This window comes from Sutcliffiella deserti (assembly GCF_020037475.1).
In the GTDB taxonomy this organism is placed as follows: domain Bacteria; phylum Bacillota; class Bacilli; order Bacillales; family Bacillaceae_I; genus Sutcliffiella_A; species Sutcliffiella_A deserti.
Window position 1 is genome coordinate 488,409 of sequence record NZ_JAIQDB010000002.1, and the last position, 22,954, is coordinate 511,362.

23 protein-coding genes and 1 riboswitch are annotated in these 22,954 nt (G+C 38.7%); of the genes, 17 read left to right on the forward strand and 6 right to left on the reverse strand.

The window, feature by feature from the left end; translation table 11 throughout:
• The first annotated feature begins 10 nt into the window (after positions 1-10).
• The 4 genes from sufD to sufB all read left to right on the forward strand — a co-directional run bounded on the left by sufD (position 11) and on the right by sufB (position 4,414).
• Positions 11-1,303 carry a Fe-S cluster assembly protein SufD gene (gene sufD / locus K9B36_RS07665; RefSeq protein ID WP_223701429.1) on the forward strand — a complete coding sequence of 431 codons (1,293 nt, stop codon included), beginning with the start codon at positions 11-13 and terminating at the stop codon, positions 1,301-1,303.
• Positions 1,303-2,523 carry a cysteine desulfurase gene (locus K9B36_RS07670; protein ID WP_223701430.1) on the forward strand — a complete coding sequence of 407 codons (1,221 nt, stop codon included), beginning with the start codon at positions 1,303-1,305 and terminating at the stop codon, positions 2,521-2,523. Before sufD ends, K9B36_RS07670 begins: the two co-directional genes overlap by 1 nt.
• A complete protein-coding gene (gene sufU / locus K9B36_RS07675; protein WP_223701431.1) occupies positions 2,513-2,947 on the forward strand; it encodes a Fe-S cluster assembly sulfur transfer protein SufU in 435 nt (144 codons plus the stop codon). Before K9B36_RS07670 ends, sufU begins: the two co-directional genes overlap by 11 nt.
• A gap of 69 nt (positions 2,948-3,016) precedes the next feature.
• Positions 3,017-4,414, forward strand: coding sequence for a Fe-S cluster assembly protein SufB (sufB, locus tag K9B36_RS07680; RefSeq protein ID WP_223701432.1), 1,398 nt, complete (start codon positions 3,017-3,019; stop codon positions 4,412-4,414).
• A gap of 167 nt (positions 4,415-4,581) precedes the next feature.
• On the opposite strand, the gene K9B36_RS07685 is transcribed toward sufB, so the two are convergent.
• A complete protein-coding gene (locus K9B36_RS07685; RefSeq protein ID WP_223701433.1) occupies positions 4,582-5,244 on the reverse strand; it encodes a VC0807 family protein in 663 nt (220 codons plus the stop codon).
• Positions 5,245-5,368: 124 nt separating this feature from the next.
• Between K9B36_RS07685 and K9B36_RS07690 the strand changes: the two genes are divergently transcribed.
• The 7 genes from K9B36_RS07690 (at position 5,369) to K9B36_RS07720 (ending at position 13,542) form a co-directional block, all read left to right on the forward strand.
• Positions 5,369-6,220, forward strand: coding sequence for a DUF72 domain-containing protein (locus tag K9B36_RS07690; protein ID WP_223701434.1), 852 nt, complete (start codon positions 5,369-5,371; stop codon positions 6,218-6,220).
• A gap of 28 nt (positions 6,221-6,248) precedes the next feature.
• Complete coding sequence (locus tag K9B36_RS07695) at positions 6,249-7,610, forward strand: bifunctional metallophosphatase/5'-nucleotidase (RefSeq protein ID WP_223701435.1); 1,362 nt, start codon at positions 6,249-6,251, stop codon at positions 7,608-7,610.
• An 86-nt stretch (positions 7,611-7,696) separates the two neighbouring features.
• Positions 7,697-7,999, forward strand: a complete 303-nt coding sequence (locus K9B36_RS07700) for a YunC family protein (protein ID WP_223701436.1) — start codon at positions 7,697-7,699, stop codon at positions 7,997-7,999.
• A gap of 437 nt (positions 8,000-8,436) precedes the next feature.
• The gene (locus K9B36_RS07705) at positions 8,437-9,543 is read left to right on the forward strand and encodes an HD-GYP domain-containing protein (protein ID WP_223701437.1); all 1,107 of its coding nucleotides are present in this window, start codon (positions 8,437-8,439) and stop codon (positions 9,541-9,543) included.
• A gap of 81 nt (positions 9,544-9,624) precedes the next feature.
• Positions 9,625-9,811, forward strand: a riboswitch (Lysine riboswitch).
• 138 nt (positions 9,812-9,949) lie between these two features.
• Entirely contained in the window at positions 9,950-11,518 is a 1,569-nt protein-coding gene (locus tag K9B36_RS07710) for a Na+/H+ antiporter NhaC family protein (protein WP_223701438.1), read from the forward strand.
• 381 nt (positions 11,519-11,899) lie between these two features.
• The gene (locus tag K9B36_RS07715) at positions 11,900-13,435 is read left to right on the forward strand and encodes a sodium-dependent transporter (protein ID WP_223701439.1); all 1,536 of its coding nucleotides are present in this window, start codon (positions 11,900-11,902) and stop codon (positions 13,433-13,435) included.
• The gene (locus K9B36_RS07720; protein WP_223701440.1) at positions 13,435-13,542 is read left to right on the forward strand and encodes a methionine/alanine import family NSS transporter small subunit; all 108 of its coding nucleotides are present in this window, start codon (positions 13,435-13,437) and stop codon (positions 13,540-13,542) included. The genes K9B36_RS07715 and K9B36_RS07720 overlap by 1 nt, the downstream gene beginning before the upstream one ends.
• Before the next feature lie 46 nt (positions 13,543-13,588).
• Here K9B36_RS07720 and K9B36_RS07725 read toward each other — a convergent pair whose 3' ends face one another.
• Complete coding sequence (locus K9B36_RS07725) at positions 13,589-14,554, reverse strand: M23 family metallopeptidase (RefSeq protein WP_223701589.1); 966 nt, start codon at positions 14,552-14,554, stop codon at positions 13,589-13,591.
• 269 nt (positions 14,555-14,823) lie between these two features.
• Between K9B36_RS07725 and lipA the strand changes: the two genes are divergently transcribed.
• Entirely contained in the window at positions 14,824-15,720 is an 897-nt protein-coding gene (lipA, locus tag K9B36_RS07730; protein ID WP_223701441.1) for a lipoyl synthase, read from the forward strand.
• A 78-nt stretch (positions 15,721-15,798) separates the two neighbouring features.
• Here lipA and K9B36_RS07735 read toward each other — a convergent pair whose 3' ends face one another.
• Positions 15,799-16,506, reverse strand: a complete 708-nt coding sequence (locus K9B36_RS07735; RefSeq protein ID WP_223701442.1) for a YhcN/YlaJ family sporulation lipoprotein — start codon at positions 16,504-16,506, stop codon at positions 15,799-15,801.
• Between the two features lie 110 nt (positions 16,507-16,616).
• Between K9B36_RS07735 and K9B36_RS07740 the strand changes: the two genes are divergently transcribed.
• Complete coding sequence (locus K9B36_RS07740) at positions 16,617-16,895, forward strand: YutD family protein (RefSeq protein WP_223701443.1); 279 nt, start codon at positions 16,617-16,619, stop codon at positions 16,893-16,895.
• A gap of 60 nt (positions 16,896-16,955) precedes the next feature.
• Here the strand turns inward: K9B36_RS07740 and K9B36_RS07745 are convergent, their stop codons facing one another.
• Positions 16,956-17,249 carry a cytosolic protein gene (locus K9B36_RS07745; protein WP_223701444.1) on the reverse strand — a complete coding sequence of 98 codons (294 nt, stop codon included), beginning with the start codon at positions 17,247-17,249 and terminating at the stop codon, positions 16,956-16,958.
• A 98-nt stretch (positions 17,250-17,347) separates the two neighbouring features.
• Positions 17,348-17,614, reverse strand: a complete 267-nt coding sequence (locus tag K9B36_RS07750) for a DUF3055 domain-containing protein (RefSeq protein WP_223701445.1) — start codon at positions 17,612-17,614, stop codon at positions 17,348-17,350.
• 221 nt (positions 17,615-17,835) lie between these two features.
• On the opposite strand from K9B36_RS07750, the gene K9B36_RS07755 reads away from it, so the two are divergent.
• The 3 genes from K9B36_RS07755 (at position 17,836) to K9B36_RS07765 (ending at position 20,818) form a co-directional block, all read left to right on the forward strand.
• Positions 17,836-19,143 (forward strand): EAL domain-containing protein, encoded by a 1,308-nt coding sequence (locus K9B36_RS07755; protein WP_223701446.1) that lies wholly within the window; start codon positions 17,836-17,838, stop codon positions 19,141-19,143.
• Positions 19,144-19,170: 27 nt separating this feature from the next.
• Positions 19,171-19,608 carry a DUF86 domain-containing protein gene (locus tag K9B36_RS07760; RefSeq protein WP_223701447.1) on the forward strand — a complete coding sequence of 146 codons (438 nt, stop codon included), beginning with the start codon at positions 19,171-19,173 and terminating at the stop codon, positions 19,606-19,608.
• Between the two features lie 439 nt (positions 19,609-20,047).
• Positions 20,048-20,818, forward strand: coding sequence for a TIGR01457 family HAD-type hydrolase (locus K9B36_RS07765; protein ID WP_223701448.1), 771 nt, complete (start codon positions 20,048-20,050; stop codon positions 20,816-20,818).
• A 101-nt stretch (positions 20,819-20,919) separates the two neighbouring features.
• On the opposite strand, the gene K9B36_RS07770 is transcribed toward K9B36_RS07765, so the two are convergent.
• Positions 20,920-21,420, reverse strand: coding sequence for a phosphatidylglycerophosphatase A family protein (locus K9B36_RS07770; protein ID WP_223701449.1), 501 nt, complete (start codon positions 21,418-21,420; stop codon positions 20,920-20,922).
• Between the two features lie 263 nt (positions 21,421-21,683).
• Between K9B36_RS07770 and yutH the strand changes: the two genes are divergently transcribed.
• Entirely contained in the window at positions 21,684-22,688 is a 1,005-nt protein-coding gene (gene yutH / locus K9B36_RS07775; RefSeq protein ID WP_223701450.1) for a spore coat putative kinase YutH, read from the forward strand.
• Positions 22,689-22,954: the final 266 nt, after the last annotated feature.

Sequence of the window (22,954 nt, forward strand, 5' to 3'; positions counted from 1 at the left end):
GAGGATTATCATGACGTTAGAGACAAAATTACCGTTTGATCAAGACTACCTCAGCAACTACTCCAAAGAATCAGGAGAGCCTCAGTGGCTGTTGGATCTTCGCTTAAAAGCTCTTGCACTGGCAGAAGAACTGCCATTACCAAAGCCAGACAAGACGAAGATTACAAATTGGAATTTCACGAAATTCCAACAACACACGGTTGAAGCATCCATGAATTCTTTAGAGCAATTGCCTGCAGAGGTGAAAGCTCTTGTAGATGTTGAGAATATATATGTTCAAGTTGATAACACACCAGTTGTTTCTTCCATAAGTGAAGAATTGACTTCAAAAGGTGTTATCTTTACCGATATTGTAACAGCTGCTAAGAACCATAGTGATCTTGTACAGAAATACTTCATGAAAGATGGAGTGAAAGTAGATGAGCACAAATTAACGGCGTTGCATGCTGCATTAATGAATGGTGGGGCATTCTTATATATCCCGAAGAATGTAGTAATTGAAGAACCATTCCAAGCTGTATACCTACACGATAAAGCTCAAGCTGTTTTTAACCATGTACTTATCGTGGCGGAAGACAATAGTTCTGTTACGTATGTAGAAAATTATCTATCCACTTCTGACGGTGAAGGATCTATTTTTAACATCGTGACAGAAGTTATTGCTAACAATAACTCTAAAATTCTTTATGGTACAGTAGATAACTTAGGTAAGGGTGTTACTACTTATGTGAACCGTCGTGGAGTGGTGGGAAGAGATGCTACATTGGAATGGGCACTTGGACTAATGAACGATGGTGATACGATTTCTGAAAACGTAACTAAATTAATTGGGGACGGTTCTACTGGTGATACAAAAACCGTAGTGGTTGGACGCGGAGTCCAAAAGCAAAACTTCACAACGATGGTTGTACATTTTGGGAAAAACTCAGAAGGCCAGATTTTAAAGCATGGTGTCATGAAGGATAGTGCGAGCTCTGTATTTAACGGAATCGGGAAAATTGAGCATGGAGCGTCTAAATCCAATGCAGAACAAGAATCCCGTGTGTTAATGCTTAGTGAAAAAGCCCGTGGAGATGCAAATCCTATTCTTTTAATTGATGAAGATGATGTTACAGCAGGTCACGCTGCCTCTGCTGGTCGCGTTGATCCTCTTCAACTTTATTACTTGATGAGTCGTGGAATTTCCAAGCAAGAAGCCGAACGCCTTGTGATACATGGTTTCTTGGCTCCTGTAGTAAATCAGTTACCAATCGAAAAGGTGAAAAACCTATTGATTGAAGTAATTGAAAGGAAAGTTAAGTAATGAATATTAAGGAAATTCGTCAGCAGTTTCCTATTTTGCATCAAGAAGTCAATGGAAATCCGCTTGTCTATCTTGATAGTGCCGCTACTTCTCAAAAGCCCTTAGCTGTTATCGAGGCAATAGAAAAGTACTATAAAGGGTATAACTCTAATGTACACCGTGGTGTTCATACTTTAGGCACGATGGCAACAGACGGTTATGAGGGTGCAAGAGATAAAGTGAAAAACTTTATTAATGCATCTTTTAGAGGAGAGATAGTTTTTACTCGCGGTACTACAACAGCACTGAATCTTGTTGCAGGCAGCTATGCTCGTTCAAATCTTAAAGAGGGTGACGAGATTGTAATTACCTATATGGAGCATCATAGTAATATCATTCCATGGCAGCAGGTGGCAAAAGTAACAGGTGCAACGTTGAAGTATATTCCCCTGACAGAAGATGGATCCATCTCTTTAAAAGATGCAGAAGAAACGATCACTTCTAACACCAAGATTGTTTCGGTGATGCAGGTTTCCAACGTGTTAGGCTCTATTAATCCTATAAAAGAAATCACTGCAATTGCTCATAAGCATGGAGCAATTATGGTGGTGGATGGTGCGCAGAGTACTCCGCATATGAAAGTGGATGTACAGGACTTGGATTGTGATTTCTTCGCATTATCCGGTCATAAAATGGGTGGCCCAACCGGGATTGGCGCTTTATACGGTAAGAAACATCTACTAGAGGAAATGGAACCAATTGAATTTGGTGGAGAAATGATTGATTTTGTCGGCTTGCAGGAATCCACTTGGAAGGAGCTTCCTTGGAAGTTCGAGGGTGGTACACCTATTATCGCTGGCGCTATCGGTCTAGGAGCGGCTATTGATTTTCTTGAACAAGTGGGAATGGACAATATTCTTGCACATGAGCACAAACTTGCAGAATATGCCATGGAACGCATGTCAGAAATAGAAGGCCTCACCATTTATGGCCCTAAAAAACGTGCAGGACTAGTAACATTTAATATAGATGATGTACATCCTCATGATGTCGCTACAGTGTTGGATACAGAAGGAATTGCTGTTCGTGCAGGACACCACTGTGCACAGCCTTTAATGAAATACCTTAATGTATCTTCTACCGCCCGTGCAAGTTTTTACCTGTATAATACGGAAGAAGAAATTGATAAACTTGTAGCAGCATTAGTTAAAACAAAGGAGTACTTTAGCAATGGCTTTTAATAACTTAGATACCCTATATCGCCAAGTGATTATGGACCATTATAAGAATCCACGAAATAAGGGTCAGCTTGAAGAAGATGGTATTACGATTGAAATGAACAATCCAACATGTGGAGACCGCATTCACTTGACGTTGAAAGTAGAAGACGGCAAAGTTGTAGATGCGAAGTTTGACGGAGAAGGCTGTTCCATTTCAATGGCATCCGCATCCATGATGACCCAGGCAGTAAAAGGATTAGAAGTAGAAAAGGCCGTAGAGCTTTCTCACATCTTTTATGATATGATGCTTGGTAAAGAATATGATGATGAAAGTTTGGACTTAGGGGACCTTGAAGCACTTCAAGGTGTTGCAAAATTTCCTGCTCGCATTAAATGTGCGACACTCGCTTGGAAAGCAATGGAAAAGGGAGTAAGTTCTGAATAAGCTTATGGATAGGGAGCTTTAGAAGCATATGTTTCTAAAGCTCACCTCTTGAATGGAGGGACAAATAAAATGGCAAAAAAAATGCCTGAAATCGGCGATTACAAGTATGGTTTTAAGGATAAAGACGTATCAATTTTCCGTTCTGGCCGTGGACTTACGAAAGAAATCGTAGAAGAGATCTCTCGCATGAAAAATGAACCAAAATGGATGTTAGATTTTCGTTTAAAATCTTTAGAGCACTTCTATAACATGCCAATGCCTCAATGGGGCGGCGATTTAAATAACTTGAACTTTGATGAGATTACGTATTACGTAAAACCATCTGAAAAGTCTGAACGTTCTTGGGATGAAGTTCCTGAAGAAATCAAACAAACTTTTGATAAACTAGGAATTCCTGAAGCGGAACAAAAATACCTTGCAGGTGTTTCAGCACAGTATGAATCTGAGGTTGTTTACCACAACATGCAAGAAGATTTAGAAGATCTAGGTGTGGTTTTTAAAGATACAGGTACAGCATTAATGGAAAACGAAGATTTGTTCCGTGAACATTTTGCGAAAACAATCCCACCTACTGATAACAAATTCGCTGCATTGAATTCTGCAGTATGGTCTGGTGGTTCTTTCATCTATGTACCAAAAGGCATAAAAGTGGAGACGCCACTTCAAGCATACTTCCGTATTAACTCAGAAAATATGGGTCAATTCGAGCGTACGCTTATCATTGTAGACGAAGGCGCACATGTACACTATGTAGAAGGCTGTACAGCACCGGTTTACACAACAAACTCCCTTCACAGTGCAGTTGTTGAAATCGTCATTAAAAAGGATGCTTACTGTCGTTACACCACCATCCAGAACTGGGCGAACAATGTATACAATCTTGTTACAAAGCGTGCAGTATGTGATGCGAATGCGACAATGGAATGGATTGATGGTAACATCGGTTCTAAATTAACGATGAAATACCCAGCGGTTATCCTCAAAGGAGAAGGCGCACGTGGTATGACCCTTTCTATCGCAATTGCTGGTAAAGGCCAACATCAAGATGCAGGTGCAAAAATGATTCATTTAGCACCAAACACTTCTTCTACCATTGTTTCTAAATCCATCTCTAAACAAGGTGGAAAAGTAACATACCGTGGAATTGTTCATTTTGGTAAAAAAGCTACTGGTGCTCGTTCTAACATTGAGTGCGATACGCTAATCATGGATAACCAATCTACTTCTGATACCATTCCTTACAACGAAGTGTTCAACGATAATGTATCTCTTGAGCATGAAGCAAAGGTATCCAAAGTATCGGAAGAGCAATTGTTCTATCTGATGAGCCGCGGACTTTCAGAAGAAGAAGCAACTGAAATGATCGTAATGGGCTTCATCGAGCCATTCACAAAAGAACTTCCAATGGAATATGCAGTTGAGATGAACCGTCTGATCAAGTTTGAGATGGAAGGTTCGATCGGGTAAACCATAAAGAAAAACCGTCATACTAATATATGGCGGTTTTTGTTTGCTCGTTTGATTTTCTTTTCAAGGTATAGAATCCAGCATTATCTAAAAATTTCAATGTCATCAACGAAACCAACAGCGCTGTTTTTTTAACGGCAATGAAAAATAGACGTTTGATTCTGAGATTACACTAATTCCTCATCCAACTTCTCATCCTTACTCGCTTCTTTTTTCTGCTTTTCTAAATAATCATTTACTTTCAAACTAGTGTAGATAAATCCAGCGGCAAGTAGGGCAGAAAACACCCATCCATTTACTTTCATAAAAAACAAAATACGATCATAGCCCTGTACACCATATAGCCCAATTAAATATTGCTTCAAGCCTGCTCCAAATAATCCTCGAAGCGCAAATATTGCGGTAAGGATATAAAAAGCAGGTTTCAACGTTTTTTGCCGGTACAAACGAAGGCTATCTTCTCGTTTATGCCCTTGTAGGAATGCAATATCCGCTGCAAAATAGAGGGCAAGTGGTTTTCGAATGAACATGGAAAGAATGAACAATAGTCCAAAGCCTCCACTAACGTAAACAGAGTTTTGTAACATGTTAAAGGCGTTGCCTGATAGAATATCGACGATGGTACTTATAAGCAGGGAGGCTAAAATGAACATCCCTGTTATATTAAATTGTCTTTCTAGCCAAAAACGAATAATCGTATACACAAAGCCAGGGGCGGTAGATAGTAGAATGGCGTAATAATCGCCGATATAATCTTGTCCAAATTTCCAGATCACATAAGGCAATATTAAATAGAATAGTAAATCAAAAAAGACAATCTTGTTTTTCATATTTCCCCCACCTTAAAAGCTGATTCTTGTACTACTTCATTGTACCAATTTGTTCCAAAATCACCACTGTTTTTTATGCCTCAGATTTAAATTATGTTAAAATGAAAAAAATGAGGTGAGACGGATGATTTATATTGGTGTAACAGGCTGGGGAGATCATGATACCCTGTATACCGCAGGCGTTGCTTCTAGAGATAAATTAAAGGAATATGCTGCACACTTTCCGATTGTAGAGGTGGATTCCTCTTTTTACGCAATTCAACCACAGAAAAACGTAGAAAAGTGGGTGTCTGATACCCCCACGTCTTTTCGTTTTATCGTAAAAGCCTATCAAGGAATGACAGGTCACCAAAGAGGAGAAATTCCTTTTGAATCAAAAGAGACTATGTTCACTGCCTTCCAAGATTCTATAAAATCTTTCGAGAGTTCTGGAAAGCTTGCGATGGTTTTATTTCAGTTCCCACCATGGTTTGAATGTAATCAAGATAATGTAAAATATTTGCGTTGGTGTAAAGAAAAGATGGGAGATACGAAGGTGGCCCTGGAATTCAGAAACCAATCGTGGTTTTCCGATGCTTTTCGGGAACAGACCTTAACGTTTATGAAAGAAGAAGGATGGATTCATAGTATTTGTGATGAGCCACAAGCAGGGAGCGGCTCTATTCCAACAGTTTTACATCCAACTGACAAAAATAAGACGCTCGTTCGATTGCATGGGAGAAATGTTCATGGATGGACAAAGCCTGCTTCAGGAAAGGATTGGAGAGAAGTCAGGTATTTGTACGATTATAATGAGCAGGAATTGAATGAGTGGCGGGAAAATATAACGCAACTGAATAAACAGACTAAAGATATCTACATACTTTTTAATAATAATTCCGGTGGCCACGCCGCTGACAATGCCAAACAGTTTATTGATATGCTAAATTTAGAATACGATGGTCTAGCTCCAAGGCAGTTAGACTTATTTAGTTGAGAAATATATAAAAGAGGAGAACGACGTTTTGGAGATACGGATTTTACATACAAATGATATACATAGTCATTTTGACGCATATCCCAAGTTAGCGACTTTTTTAGCGGAGACACCTAAGAATGTCCCATCCGTGTTAGTGGATATTGGAGATAATATGGATCGCTTCCACCCCATCACAGAAGCCACAAATGGGAAAGCCAATACCAAGCTCCTAAATGCGCTAAATTATGATTATGCGACAATCGGCAATAATGAAGGCATTACATTGGATTATGATGCCTTGTCTGGGTTGTATCAGGAGGCAGATTTTCATGTTCTGGTAGGTAATTTATTTGAAAAAGATGGACAATATCCGCAGTGGCTAAAGCCTTATGAATACAAGCAAATGGGGAATCTTAAGGTATGCTTTATTGGAATAACCGTATATTTTAAGCATTTTTATACATTGTTAGGCTGGGAGATGGAGGATCCTTTTCTAACTTTAGAAAAATACATGCCGGAAATTAGACAAAAAGCAGATGTTGTAGTGGTACTCTCTCATCTTGGAATTACAGATGATGAAGAGCTTGCCAGAAGGTTTCCTGAGGTGGATGTGATTTTAGGCGGTCATACCCATCATGTATTACCTGAAGGAAAATGGATTGGCAATACACTTTTATGTGGCGGTGGCAAGCATGGCCAATATATTGGACAGGTTGACCTTGTTTATAATAAAGAGAATAAAATTGTTCAAAAATCAGCTAAACTTCATTCGCTTAAGGAAGTTAACGAGTGTCCAGTTATAAAAAATACCATAGCTAAGATGCAAGCGGAAGCTACAGTAGTGCTCAACAAAAAGGTTGCAGATATACCTAATACAATTAACGTAGAGTGGTTTGCAGCATCTCCCTTAGCAGACTTGTTGGCAGAGTCTTTAAAAGAATGGTGTGAGGCTGATATTGGAATGGTCAATGCTGGGGTGCTCTTAGAGTCTATTCCAGCTGGAGAGGTCACGAGAGAAGCGCTGCACCGCATCTGCCCCCACCCGATAAATCCTTGCAAGATCACGTTAACCGGAGAAGAATTACGGGAAGTGGTTCAACAAGCCCTTCAACCGGAAATGGAAGGCCTTTTGGTAAAAGGCCTTGGATTTCGCGGAAAAGTTATGGGGAAAATGGTCTTTAGTGGCCTAGAACTTGAAACCGAATCATTGGAAGGTAACAAGCTACAAGTAACAGCAGTACTAGTGCATGGAAAAAAGATAGGAGCTCAGGAAAAAGTGAAAATAGGTACAATCGACATGTTCACTTTTGGCAGAATGTATCCGAGTATAAGTCGCGCAAAAGAAAAAACTTTTTATATGCCTGAACTTCTCCGAGATGTGCTAGCACAAAAACTCGCACGCTTATAAACTGATAGTATTGAAAAACCCATTTTTCACACGCTTTTCTTTCCATAAACATAAATTGTTAAGGGAAGGGAGCGTGACAACTATCTATGATTGAAATGGCACCTATAAAGATTAATGATGTAACGTTTACGGCGATTACGGTAAAATTACCTAAAACAAATTTCATGGCTGTAACGAGTGACAAAGGCTATATTATGTGCGGAGCCCTTGACGTTGGCTTATTAAATGAAAAGCTGAAAGACCGCAAAATCATTGCAGGGCGAGCTGTTGGTGTTCGTACAATTGAGCAATTAATAGAGGCCCCTTTGGAGTCCGTTACGTATGAAGCTGAGAATCTAGGTATAACAGTGGGAATGTCCGGTAGGGATGCATTGCTTAAGATGATATAAAACAAGAAGGACCAATCCAGTGGGGTTGGTCTTTTCTGTTTGGTTTTGTGTATACGCCGGAACTGTCGCGAACCCCATGTGGTGAATGAATCATGAATCCGTGCGCAAATTCCGAGAAGTGGTGCAAATAATTTATTTACCGTGCGCAAATCATTCGAAGTGTTACATAAAAGGAATTTCCCGCACCCCCTCGTTCCCCCCGTCCCTCTCCCGTTGCTAAATTCCCGTTGCATTTACGAAAAAGTATTTACTTTTTCAAGTCAATTGGTCAGGGCTACACCCAATTGCCGCCCATTTAACGAAATTACAGCTGAATTCCTGACGAAAAGAGTCTTTTTTTAAAAAAATTCACGATTATTGAAGTTTTATTTGTTACTTTTTACTATAATGGAATTAATAAAAGATTTTGTCGAAACGAGAAGAAGATAGGAGAAACTATGAGATTAATACCCACAAAGTCCATGAAGCCGGGAATGAAGCTAGCAAAAACGATCTATAATGATCACGGAAGAGTTTTGTTAAGTGAGGGTGTACCTGTGACGGCGCGGATGATCTCGCGTTTACAGCAGTTACACGTAACCTTTGTTTATATAGAGGACTCACGGACCAAGGATATTCATGTTCCAAATATGATATCTGATAAAGTAAGGAAAAAAGCGATAACCACCATTACTGACACTTTTAAACAGCTCGAGAAAGAAGATACAATTAGTAAATGGTTTGTTATGGATCAATCATCAAAAAAACTGAAGAATCTTATTAACCACCTTCTTAGTGACATGAAATCAAATGATGAGGTATCTTCCCTCCTAACGGATGTATATGTGCACGATAATTATGTGTTTACTCATTCCTTAAATGTGACATTGTACGCACTGTCGATTGGCCTAAAGTTAGGTTTATCACAAAATGATCTCGAAATATTAGGATTGGGTGGTATTCTTCATGACATAGGAAAGATGCAGATTCCAGCTGAGATATTATTCAAGCCAGGAAAGCTTTCCAGTGAGGAATACACGGAGATGAAAAAGCATACAACATATGGCTATGATATTTTGCGCAATATGCACACCATTCCTTTACTAGTGGCTCATTGTGCATATCAGCATCATGAACGACTTAATGGGAGTGGGTATCCAAGAGGCGTGAAAGCTCCGGATATTCATCTTTTTGGAAAAATTCTCGCGGTCGCGGACGTTTTTGATGCCGTTACCTCTCACCGTATCTATCGAAGCGCGATGCTCCCGCATGAAGGGTTAGAGATTCTTTATGCCGGTTCGGATACATTGTTTGAGCCATCCATTATTGAAGCCTTCAGAAAATCTGTTGCCATCTATCCTTTTGGACTGACAGTCACATTAAACGATGGAAGAAAAGGTCTGGTGGTTGGCCAAAACAAAGACTTAACAGAACGCCCCATCATAAGAATCATAGAAGAAGAAGGGACCGAAATAGAGGAACCGTATGATATAAATCTGAAAGACTATCTTGATGTGGGGATTGTTGATTGTGATATTAAGAACCATATGTCTGCTGTTAGCTAGAACAGAAGAAATTTCCTTTGTCGTTTGCAGGAAAGATGTGTTATAGTGAAAAAAGAAATTTTATATACTTCCCTTATCATACGATGAGGTAGAGGATGCATAGCATAAAAGTAGCTACTTGAGGATGACTCCTAAGACGGTAGTAAAAGGATGCTGTGCCGAAGTGAAACAAGTCGTCAAGCTTGTTTTGCTGGGGTTATCTTGAAGAAGGATAACACTGCCATTATGACCGGTACGGACGGCTTCATAATGGAGGGCTACTGATCGGATGGAGGATAACATCCATTACAAAAGTAATGATAGTTATTTTCTATCGTTACTTTTTTTATTATTCTTTCAGAACCCCTCCTTTATTGTTGCTGTTTGATATTGGTCAAACTATTACAATTTATTGGGGGTTTTTTTGTTGGAAGGAACAATTTATTCTTTAATTCCGCCAGTGCTTGCAATCTTGATGGTTATTTTAACTAGAAGAGTATTGCTATCGCTTGGAGCGGGTATTCTAGCTGCGGCTCTATTATTGGCGGACTTTAATCCGCTAACGATGATTGTCTTGATTTGGGATACGGTGGTAGGTTTATTTTATTCTGTAGAGGATAAAGAGTTGAACTTATGGAATATTTATATTTTACTTTTCTTAATTATCCTAGGAATAATCACAGCCTTTATCTCGATAACAGGCGGCAGCCGGGCGTTTGGAGATTGGGCGCAAGCAAGAATAAAGTCAAGAAGAGGGTCAAAGCTATTAACGGCAGTCTTGGGTATTATTATTTTCATTGATGATTATTTTAATGCTTTGGCAGTAGGTCAAATTAGTAGACCTCTTACAGATCGTCATAAGGTTTCACGTGCAAAGCTATCCTATTTAATTGATTCTACGTCTGCTCCTATCTGTGTGGTTTCTCCTGTTTCAAGTTGGGGAGCTGTAATTATAGGAATAATTGGGACAGAGGTATTGTTAGAGCAAGGTATCACTGATATCACTGCTTTTAGTGCATTTCTGCAAATCATTCCGATGAATTTATATGTATTTTCAGCACTTATCATGGTATTTTTAGTGAGCTATTTTAATATCAATATTGGTCCAATGAGAAAGCATGAAGACCGGGCGATGAAAACCGGCCAACTCTATGACCCAGATAAAGAAGTTCCTGGTGAATTATCAGAAGATCTTCCCTCAAGTTCAAAAGGGAAAATTGGCAATCTTGTTTGGCCGATTGTAGCTTTATTTGCAGGAGTTATTGGTGCAATGCTATGGACAGGTTACACGGCAATTGAAGGAGACGTTTCTTTACTGGCAATTTTTGAAAATACCGATCCGTCCGCGTCTCTTTTTTATGGTGGTATTTTTGCATTAGTAGTTTCCTTCTACTTCTTATTCCGCCAAATTTCTCTTGGAGGAATAACAGGGAATGTTGTTGGAAAAGGAGTAGCAGCCGGGACAAAATCCATGTTGCCTGCTATTTATATTCTATTGTTTGCTTGGACAATCGGCGGGTTGATTGGTTCTTTAGGCACAGGTGATTATCTTGCTGGAATTGTCGCAGATTCTAATATGAATATCGCATTCTTGCCTGTCATTATCTTCATTATTGCAGGATTCACGGCACTAGCAACTGGAACTTCATGGGGCACATTCGGATTGTTGCTTCCAATCGCTGGCCAAATTGCTGCAGCAACGGACATCTCTTTACTTTTACCAGTATTAGCTGCTGTTTTAGCAGGGGCAGTATTTGGAGATCACTGCTCTCCAATTTCTGATACAACGATTTTATCGTCAACAGGTGCTGGGTGTAACCATATCGACCACGTACTTACACAATTGCCATATGCGCTAATTAGTGCAGGTGTTGCGATAGTAGGATACATTGTATTAGGTCTAACAGGCAGTACACTATTAGGATTACTTGTTGTTGCAATCGCATTTACTATTATCGGATTTAGCTTTAAAGCTAAAGCTAGAAGTACGGTATAAAAGGAAAAGAAAAACACGTTATTTCATTCATCTAACTTTATTTAGAAGAATGAGATGCGTGTTTTTGTTTGGCTCTTTAAAGCTTGTTGCTATAAGTCCATAAAAAATAGTGTATAACACAATTTCAAATTTAATATTTATGCAATTTTTACTGCGAAACATGTGATATTAACCTTTTCTTCCTCGGTGTATGAATAATTATTCAAAACATTTATTTAACATAAATCTTTCATCGGTATTGGACAAAATAATTTTTGACATAGTCATAAAGTCTAGTTATACTATGTATAATTTAAATAGTCAGAAAAAATAAAAGATTTAGATTCTTTTATCTATTTTCTGGAAATTTTAAAAGTTTTAGGAGAAAGGATTGATATTAGAATGGAAAATCGACCGCAATGGGGAACAAGGGCAGGATTTATTTTAGCGGCGGTTGGATCAGCCATCGGTTTAGGTAATATTTGGCGTTTTCCAGCAACTGCGTATGAAAATGGAGGAGGAGCATTCTTTTTACCATATTTATTTGCGCTTCTCACAGCAGGTATTCCTTTGTTAATTTTAGAATTTACTTTAGGTCATAAGTACCGTGGCTCTGCTCCACTTTCTTATGCAAGAATGAGCAAAAAATATGAGTGGCTTGGCTGGTGGCAAGTTGGTATTGCATTTATCATTTCTACTTATTATGCCGTTATTATTGCTTGGGCGATGTCTTACTCCGTGTTTTCCTTTAATTTAAGCTGGGGAGATGATACGGTTGGATTCTTAGTTTCAGACTATTTACAGCTAGCAGCTCCCGGTGAATTCGGAAGTTTGGTACCATCGGTTCTTATTCCATTATTATTAGTTTGGATTATTACGTTAGGCGTACTGTTTAAAGGTGTTAAAAAGGGTATTGAAAAAGCGAACAAAATTTTCATTCCAGCATTGGTTATCTTATTCTTAATCATTGTTGTTCGTGCACTAACACTTGATGGTGCAGTGGATGGGTTAAATGCTTTCTTTAAACCAGACTGGGGAGCACTTTCAAGTGGTAAGGTTTGGGTGGCGGCCTACGGGCAGATTTTCTTTAGTTTATCGATTGCTTTTGCCATCATGATCACCTATTCGAGTTATTTGCCGAAGAAATCGGATATTACAAACAACGCCTTTATTACCGGTTTTAGTAATTCCGGTTTTGAATTGCTAGCCGGTATCGGGGTTTTCAGTATCTTAGGATTTATGGCTGCCCAACAAGGTGTAGGTGTGGATGAGGTAGTAAAAGGCGGCGTCGCTTTAGCGTTTATGGTGTTTCCACAGGTAATTAATGAATTTCCTGCCTTTAATCAGTTTTTTGGATTCCTATTCTTTGGATCATTGGTTCTCGCAGGACTATCTTCTTTAATTTCTATTGTTGAAACGTTTGTAGCAGGTGTACAGGATAAATTCAAAATTTCCCGAACAAAAGCCGTTGCATACGGTGGTGGACTTTCTGCGGTCCTATCATTAGCATTTGCAACCCAAGGCGGATTGAATTTACTAGATGTGGTTGATTACTTTATCAATCAATTTGGTGTTGCGTTGGCAGGACTTGTTCAAGTCATCGTAGTAGTCTGGCTCGTAAAAGCTTTAAAACCACTACAGCATCATGCAAACGAGGTATCAGACGTTAAGTTGACAGGGTTCCTTGGTTCTTGGTGGAAGATATCCCTAACATTTATCACTCCACTTGTCTTAGGATATATGATGGTTGACTTGATCCGGACAAATATTTCAGAAGTTTACGGTGCAGCGGACGGCTATTCTCGTGCCTTTACGGTTCAATATGGGTGGATCGTTGCATTACTTGCGATACTTGTTGGAGTCGCTCTTTCCTTCATTAAATGGAACAAGGGAGAAGTGGAAATTTCTTCGTCTTCTTCAAAGGAGGTTAATAAATAATGGATGCAAGTGCAATTATTATGATGGTTCTTGGAATTGTAATTCTTTGGGGTGGACTCGGAGTTAGTATCTACTCGGCTGTGAAAAAAAGTAAGCAAGAAGCATAATAGAACACAAAAAGCTGCGGGTATCGTGCCCGCAGCTTTTTTGAATCTATCTTTTACGGCGCTCTCCACGTTCCCATGATTTTAGGTGTGGGAAAGGATCAAAGGACCACTCGGAATAGCCATTGTCCTTGTACATACCGTAATGTAGATGAGGAGGGAATTTACCTGCTGTTCCAGGTGGTCCATACCCAGAGCTTCCAACAGAACCAACTACCTGTCCAGGCTCCACTACCTGACCAACTTCCAAATCTTTTGCAAAACCATTTAGATGGGCAAAATAATGGTAAGTGTTATTAATGTCCCGAATGCCTATCCGCCAGCCACCGAACTTATTCCATCCTTTAATCTCGATGATGCCATAGCAAGTGGAACGAACTGGAATGCCATAACCGGCAAAAATATCCGTCCCTTCATGGATTCTTCGGCCTCCCCAACCTCTTGCATCTCCCCAAGTATTCTTATAGCTAAATGTAGAGCGAATAGGAAGAGGGAAAGCATGTTTATCAAGCTTAAGGGTATCGTAGGTTTGATATAATTTTAAATGGCCCATGATAAGTCCTACTGTTTTATCTCGTTGATAATAATCCCATAAGGCTATTTTTAAATTCTCTTTATCAATTCCATATGATTGTAGATAGGTGGCAAAGGTATATAATACATCCTCATCATCTGTAGAATCTGCGATGCCATCTCCATTTCCATCCAACCCAACCCCTGCAAACAGTTGAAGACTTACAGGATTAGTATCCTGGGAATTTGGATTTAAAGGACCTGCCCAAATTTCCGGTTTGTAATAGATACCGGTAACTCCCGTTGCCTTGGGGATATCCCTTCTCACTCTCCTGACATTTCGTTCATACTGATCAACTGCAGCAAAATACTGCCAAGGGATCTGCGTGAGGGATTGCATTTTAACATACAATTCTTGGCGCTTCGCATAAATCTGATCCTCCGTCAATTCTGCAGCAGATGCTTTACTCTCTATAGATGGTATAAAACCTATTATTAACATGACACATAAAAGTAGACGAACCATTCTATTTCTCCTTTCCGCTCTTGAAAAAATTCCTGCTAACTAACACTTATCTCCTAATGTTAGTTTGGTGTTTTTTTCTTATTTAATAATTACTAATTACTGGAAGGGTGTGACTGGGAGCTTTTGCACTTGTTTCTTTGAAAGATGTTTGGTAAAGTGACATGTGAGAAACATGTCATTTTCCCTATGGGTTTAATATTAGTATATGCTTTATTTTTTGATGAAAAAATGTTGGAGTTGAGGATATGGCAAAGAAAGAAGAATACATAAGAAAGCCTGATTGGCTGAAGATTAAGTTAAACACTAATGAAAATTACACTGGTTTGAAGAAGATGATGAGAGAGCGGAACTTAAATACAGTATGTGAAGAAGCCAAATGTCCTAATATTCATGAGTGTTGGGCTGTTAGACGTACAGCCACTTTTATGATTTTAGGGGCAGTTTGTACTCGTGCATGTCGATTCTGTGCGGTGAAAACCGGCTTACCTACGGAGCTTGATCACCAAGAACCAGAACGTGTCGCAGAGTCAGTTAAACTAATGAATTTAAAGCATGCTGTTATCACGGCAGTGGCCCGTGATGATCTAAAAGACGGTGGGGCAGCAATTTTTGCAGAAACCGTAAGAGCAGTTCGCAGAGAAAACCCGTTTACTACAATTGAAGTACTGCCTTCAGATATGGGTGGAGTGTTCGAGAACCTAAAAATGTTAATGGATGCAAAACCAGATATTTTGAATCATAATATCGAAACGGTACGATCTCTCACACCACGTGTTCGAGCTAGAGCAACATACGACCGTTCTTTAGAGGTCCTTAAACGCGCCAAAGAGTTGCAACCGGAAATCCCTACTAAATCCAGTTTGATGATTGGTCTAGGGGAAACAAAAGAAGAGATTATTGAAACAATGGATGATCTACGGGCAAACGATGTAGACATTATGACGATCGGACAATATTTACAGCCTTCTAAAAAGCATATTAAAGTGCAAAAATATTACCACCCAGATGAGTTTGAAGAGCTACGCCAAATCGCCATGACCAAAGGATTCAGTCATGTTCAATCTGGTCCAATGGTTCGTTCCTCCTACCATGCGGATGAACAGGTAAATGAAGCGGCAAAAGCAAGACAAGCGCAAGCATAAGATAAGGGTCAGCCTCCTATTAGGATGCTGACCCTTTTTCCATTAACTATTTGTGTGTCTTCTTTGCATCCAGTACTATTAGTTATTTCTGTTGTTGCTCATGTTTTCTGTGTGTTCACTGTATTCATCTTCAAGTTCTTCGTTTCTTTCCCCTTTTCCTTCACCGTTGCCATTTTCGCCCTCTGTCAGATCATACCCTTGTGGAGATTGAAGCATATCATCAATGGTAGTTTCTAGAATTTTATCGACATTTGGGCTTGAAACGGTTAAGTTGCTAAAACGTTCAATATCCTTAATCATTCTAGGTTCATCAGAGACATATACATGGTAGAACCTTGGGACAACAGACAATGCAGATTTACTAACCTGATCTGCAGATTCTTTACGATCGTCATTACTTGTCCTATAGGCAATTAACACTTCTTCATCTGTCACAAGAGTAGCAACGTCCTCAATATTAGGCAGTTGGGCAACCATTGTAGAGATGATATTCGCCACCTCTTCATAATTAATCCCCGTCACATTATCATTATTTTGCTGTGACGTTGCAAGAGGTGAAGCTTGGGTTCTTTTGAAACCGAATTGTTTTTGATGTTGACGTTGTCTGTCGCTGTTATCATACATCTGATACATATTGTTACTAGTTCTAGTGTTAAGAGCCTGATCTTGATGGTTGTACATTTCACTGCGGGCCTGACGCTCTTCAGGTGTGGCATCAAATTGACAGCCAGTAGTAAAAATGGCAGATAACCCGCAAATTCCAATAATCGCTAGAGATTTCTTCATTGTTTAACACCCCCTTAGTTATAGCATGACCCTTTTGAAAAATTTTTGTCTTAGAAATTGATGGAGAATGGTCTATAATGTAGGTAACAGATGAATTGGAGGAGCCGAAAATGATTTGTATAGGTAACCATTGCTACGAACTCGTAGAAGAAAATAGAAATGGCTTTAATGAAGAAGCTTTTAAAGGCAGATATATCGAAGTCCTGAATAAATACGATTATATCGTTGGCGACTGGGGATATAACCAGCTGAGGTTGCGTGGATTTTTCGAAGATCAAAATCAAAAATCGACTCATGACACAAAAATAAGTACACTTCCTGACTATATTTATGAATATTGTAATTTCGGCTGTGCATTTTTCGTTTTGAAAAAAGTAAAAAAAGCTTGATTAAAAACGCTAAACTAAAAGCCTCCACTAACAGTTACATCACTGCTAGAGGAGGCTTTTTCATTCGGAATTTTGATAAGGTTCGTCTTTTTCGCCCTTTTTATCATGAGTAGGATGTGCACCAGGGAACTGCCTTGGCAGGTCATCATGAAGAGATTTATTTTCATAATTAAATGCGCTGTAATACCGCTGCTCCTCTTCCCAAGGTGTACTTTTATTTTCAACAGGACTGTCTTTTCCTCGTGGTGAACCGTAAGGGCCTTCCGGCAGTTGTTCCGGCGTTAAATAGTGATGCATATTTTCAACATTTGCAAAATCACTATATTCTTCTTTGTCTTTCCTGCTCAAAATCATCCAACCCCTTTATATGAAGTTTGTGTTAGGTTCTCCATACACAAAAGGGATTATTAATAATTTTGCTAAGTGAATTTAGGAGCTATAAGAAAAGTGTTTTAAACAACCTCATACAAGAACAACCGTAGTTCCTCTGCTTCTTCCTCTGATAACTGGTACGCATGCTCAATATAGCCAGGCTCATCAAGATCATCACTGCCAATGATAGCAAACCGGTTACTTTGAATGTTAAGTACAAGACTTTTACCATAATAGCGATCTGATTTTACAATCGCTAAATCAAAGCGAGTACTATCCCCCATAAAACTGATAAAACGTGTTTTTGTATCAACTGTATCGTCATAAAGAAAAAATCTATCTCCCATCATTATTTCCTCCTAATAATCTAGCGTAGTTGTCTTCTTTTTTTAGTATAACAAAAAAATTCTTTAGTTTCGGTTATTTTATAACGACCAAGGATAATTTAGACAAAGTTCCCTATTGTTGTGGTAAAATAAAGAAAATAATACATAATTTACGTTGTAGTATGCTTTTCATATAAAAGGTTTCCAAAGGTCAACTACCGATGGAAGAAGGGAGCCACTTCATGGGGCGAAGCTTAAAAAGCATAAAAGATACCTACATAAAACATGGTTCACAGCTTGTAAAATTAGTGCTTCCATCCAAATATTTACGGTATTATCCTCCTGTTTATACCCTGAGAGATCCCATTGAACAACGGGTAAAATATACACTAAAGGCTGGATATCATATAGCTGTCATTTCTTTTTATTTTCCTGGGTTAGATGAAATTATCAAGAGAATTGGCAGGCGTAAGTTTTTAAGTTACCGAGAAAAGGTGAAAGTGCATCTTAGAAATGCAGTAGATGAATCTTTTGAAAACAAAGAAATAGTCTGTCTGCATGACCAATACAGTGATGGAATCTCCCTATTGGTTTGTGTAGAGGAAAGTCAGCGCAGTGCGTTAAATTTAGAGAATAAATTAGCAAAAGTAAAAAGCACAATGGAAATGAAAAAATACAGCAAGTTGATTCAACAGCCACTTCTATGTGATTATGGATATGTGTTTTTGGAATCAAATCGATACTCTTTATCAGAGTGTATGCTAAAAGCCCATATACAAGCGATGGCAATGGCAGAAAAATACGATAAGCATCAATATCATCAATTATTATTTGAAATAAATCAAATCGTTGCATTTAAACAAATTACATTATTGGCCCAACCTATTATGGATGTTTCAAATGGTGGCATTAGAGCTTGGGAGTTCCTAACAAGGGGACCGAAAAACTCCATAATGGAAAACCCGCTTCAATTATTTTCAATCGCAAAGCAAACTAATAGGCTTTTTGATTTAGAGAAGCTTGTATTAGAAAAAGCTTTTCAGTTAATATATCAATGTAAGATGAAAGAATCGGTTTTTATAAACTTCACTCCTACCACATTAAACGAGGTGGAGCTCCTACAGGAAGTGAAAGCACTTATTAATAAATATCCACAAATCGATCCAAAAAATATTGCGATCGAAATTACAGAACAGGATTCTACTGATGGTTTAAATCATTTTGAAGACAATATTAAAGAACTGCGAAAATTAGGATTTAGAATTGCTGTTGATGATACGGGGGCTGGATATGCTAGCCTGCATACTATAAGCAAGATCATGCCTGACATCATAAAAATAGATCGTTCTGTTATAAAAGATATTGATACGAGCAAGGTAAAAGAGAAAATGCTACAGGGTCTTTTAATGATAGCAAATGAAACAGGATCATTGGTTGTAGCAGAAGGAATAGAAAAAGTGGAAGAAGTGCATATACTTTCAAAGCACAAAGTGGACTTAGCGCAAGGTTATTTTTACGCAAGACCAAGGATTTTACATCCAATAACATAAAATGTATGCAGCAAAGGGGATGTACAAATGTATTTTGTAGATCGAGAAAAGATTGATAAAACGTTAGTATATATCCAAGAAAACATCGATATTTATCAGAAGCATCCACAATGGGAAACAGAAGTGGAGCATAAAGCGCTGGAAAGAATCGTGATATCCATCATCGAAGGGATTTTAGATGTTGGAAATGCGATGATAGACGGATTTATCATGCGTGATCCAGGTAGCTATGAAGACATTATTGACATATTAGAAGATGAAAAAGTCGTCACAAACGAAAGAGCAATGCAATTGAAGACACTGGTACGGATGAGAAAAACACTCGTACAGGAATACCTCGAGATTGACCATCAATATCTTTTAAACAAACTTGAAGAAGTAAAAGTAGCCGTATTAAATTTTTGCGATGCTGTGCGAGATTACCTGGAAAACGAACTAGGTCCTGTCTCAGCATTTAAAAATTAAATACAGATAACCCTTGTGTTTTCTGCGCAGGATTCGCTTCTCCTGATACTAACACCGAGGCCACTGAAAAACTGAAAACATACAGTTTTTGGTGGCTTCTAGCTGTGGATTGGAGCAAATGGCGTAGATCCAGCGGGTGAGTAGCGACAAACTTGAGACCCCGCAGGGCATAGCCCGAGGAGGCTCAAGGTCGCCCCGTGGAAAGCGAAGCCATTTGCGGAAAGTAACAGCGGTGTTTAAACCAAACCCAACATTATGTACTTTTTCAGTGGCTTGCTAACACCGCCTCAGGTAGGTGAAATCTGAAACAAAAACAACAGGGAGTTCCACTAAAATCCAAACTTATTTTCAAAGCAGCCAGAAAGAAAATATGCTAACATGAACTAATCAATATTGTCGAAAAACATATTGTAAGATAATAAGTGGAGTGTGAAAACAGATGAAAAACTACCAGGGGTACCTGATCGATTTAGATGGTACAATGTATCGAGGCAAAGAGAAAATAGAAGAAGCAAGTGTATTTGTAAAACATCTTTATGAGAAAAAAATTCCTTACTTGTTTGTTACCAATAACTCATCTAGAACGCCAGAACAAGTTGCACAAAAGCTGAGGGATTTTGATATTCCCACACTGGACGAGCAGGTTTTTACAACTAGTAATGCGACAGCAAATTATATATATGATTATAATCCGAATGCAAAGATCTATGTAATCGGTGAAGAGGGAATTCGCACCGCCCTAACAGAAAAGGGATTTGAAATCGTTGAAGAAAATGCCGATGTGGTGGTTAGTGGAATTGATCGAACCATCTCCTATGAAAAGCTAGCGCTAGGTTGTATCAATATCCGAAATGGGGCAAGGTTTATCTCTACCAATGGAGATATCGCAATTCCGACAGAACGTGGCTTATTACCTGGAAACGGCTCCTTGACTTCGGTATTGACTGTTTCAACGGAAACCCAGCCAACCTTCATCGGAAAACCGGAAAAGGTTATAATGGAGCAAGCGCTAAAGGTATTAGGAGTCCCTAGAGAAGAAACATTAATGATTGGGGACAACTACCTTACAGACATTAAAGCAGGAATGAATGCAGGGATAGATACGCTTCTTGTGCATACCGGAGTAACTACGATCGAACATTTGGAATCCTATTTAGTGAAGCCGACCTACACAGTCAACTCTTTAGAGGAATGGCTAAAGTACTTATAAAAGAGGCTCTGTTAAGCACCGTGTTGGTTGTAAATATCATTAGCAGATTTACCAAATTAAAATGCCATGAATCCATTTTAACAGGATTCATGGCATTTATTTTACTCCGTATTTGCTGCCCTATGTGCAAGCCTGCTTGATGCAGCAGCAGCGATGGCACCAACAATGTCGTCAAGAAAAGTATGAACTTTTCCTGAGCTTTTGTCATTAAGTGTTTCAAGAATTCCCGGCTTTTGCTTATCAATATAACCGTAATTAGTAAAACCGATGGATCCATAAACATTTACGATAGATAAGGCAAGAACTTCGTCTACACCATATAAACCTTCATCGTCTTGGAGAATTTTCAGCAAGGGCTCCTGAATTTTTCCTTGCTCCGCTAAAATATCAAGCTCTATTCCAGTAAGAATTGTATTTTGAACTTCCCGCTTAGAAAGTACTCGATCCACATTTTCTAAACAATCCGATTTTTCTAATGCTTCATGATACTTTGATTGCAGATAGTATACTAAATCTGCAATATCATTCATCGTTACTCCACGCTCTTCTAAAAGCTTTCTTGCTTTTCTTTCTACTTCATCCATTTCCTTAAAGTTTTTCATATGCTCACCCATCTTTTATAATATAGTAAAAAATAATAACATATACTGTCCCTTTTGCTTAAGCATAATACAATCACAAAGGTAGAACAATATTCATCTCTTTACAGTACCCTTAATCAATCGAATAATATACATATTCTCCTAGAATATTAAATATATACTGTATTTAATGAATAGGCTGTGTAGCTTATAATCATAACATTATAACAAGTTTTCATACTTCCCCTCATATATTTGTTATAGACAGAGGGAGGGGACTTAGTTTGAAGCAGACAATTTATGAACAGTATGAATTAAGAGTGGAAAGAAAACAAAAGATTCGTCATTATGAAGCGTTTTGGGCTAATAGGGTGTTGTACATTTTAGTACCGGTTGGTCATCTTGAGGATGCGGAACTAGTGGAGCTGCAAAAGTTAAGTGACTATATGATACGCACTCATCAGGATTTATATGTTAGTTCTTTTGTTAAAAATAAAAATGATTCATACGTCACTGAAATAGATGATAGAAAAATGGCCTTATTTCGTATGCCATATGATTATAGCTCAAGAAAATTGGTAATCGGTAAAGAGCTTGCATTATTTCATCACAACGGAAGAGCATTTCCGGAAAAAGTGTCGTCCATTAATAGGGTTGGTCAGTGGAAAAGTTTATGGGTAAAAAGAATTGATCAAATGGAACACTTCTTTCGTGAGAAAATAAGAAACAATCCGGTGGATGTTTTTGATACTCTATTTGTCGAATCCTTCCCTTATTACTTGGGTTTGACAGAGAATGCTATTCAGTACTTAGTTGATACAGAATTGGACGATACTCCTATGATGAATGACGCCGCGACAATTTGTCATCATCGCTTTACAGATTTATCTTGGCAACAATCCCAGTGGATGAAGCTCCCGACAGACTGGATTTTTGATCATGCCTCAAGAGATCTTTCCGAATGGATACGATCTGAGTGCAGAAAAGGTCCGGACATGGATCCAATGAAAATCCAATCTTTTATGAAGGACTATGAAAGAGTATCCTCACTTTCAAGCTTTTCCTGGAGGTTGCTGTACGCCCGCCTTGTCTTTCCAGTGCACTATTTTGAATGTGTAGAGGAATACTATACTAGTGGTCCTATTGCAGATAAGAAGTGGCACGAAGACCGTTTAAAGGCTATTTTAAATTCCTCTGATTTGTATGAGAAAACATTAAGTGATTTTTATGACATTGTTGGTGTGCCAGCAAAAACGTATGGAATTCCTGTTTTGGATTGGGTCAAATGATATTCTTAAGCGTTTCTTATTATAGTTATGTGGGAAGCAGAGGTTCAGTGTCAGTTTCTACGCTTTTCCTTTTTCAATAGAATTGAATAAAAGGCCGCTGTTGGTTTCCGTTCCCATTTTCTTTACATTGCTTTTTTGAGGTTTTCGCTTTAAGGGCTAGCCTGTGAATAGGTGGGTACTGTATTAACTCCCTGTTCCTTTCCGTTTCAGGTGCTCGCTTTCCGCGGGGCGGTGCAGGAGCCTCCTCGGCTGCGCCTGTGGGGTCT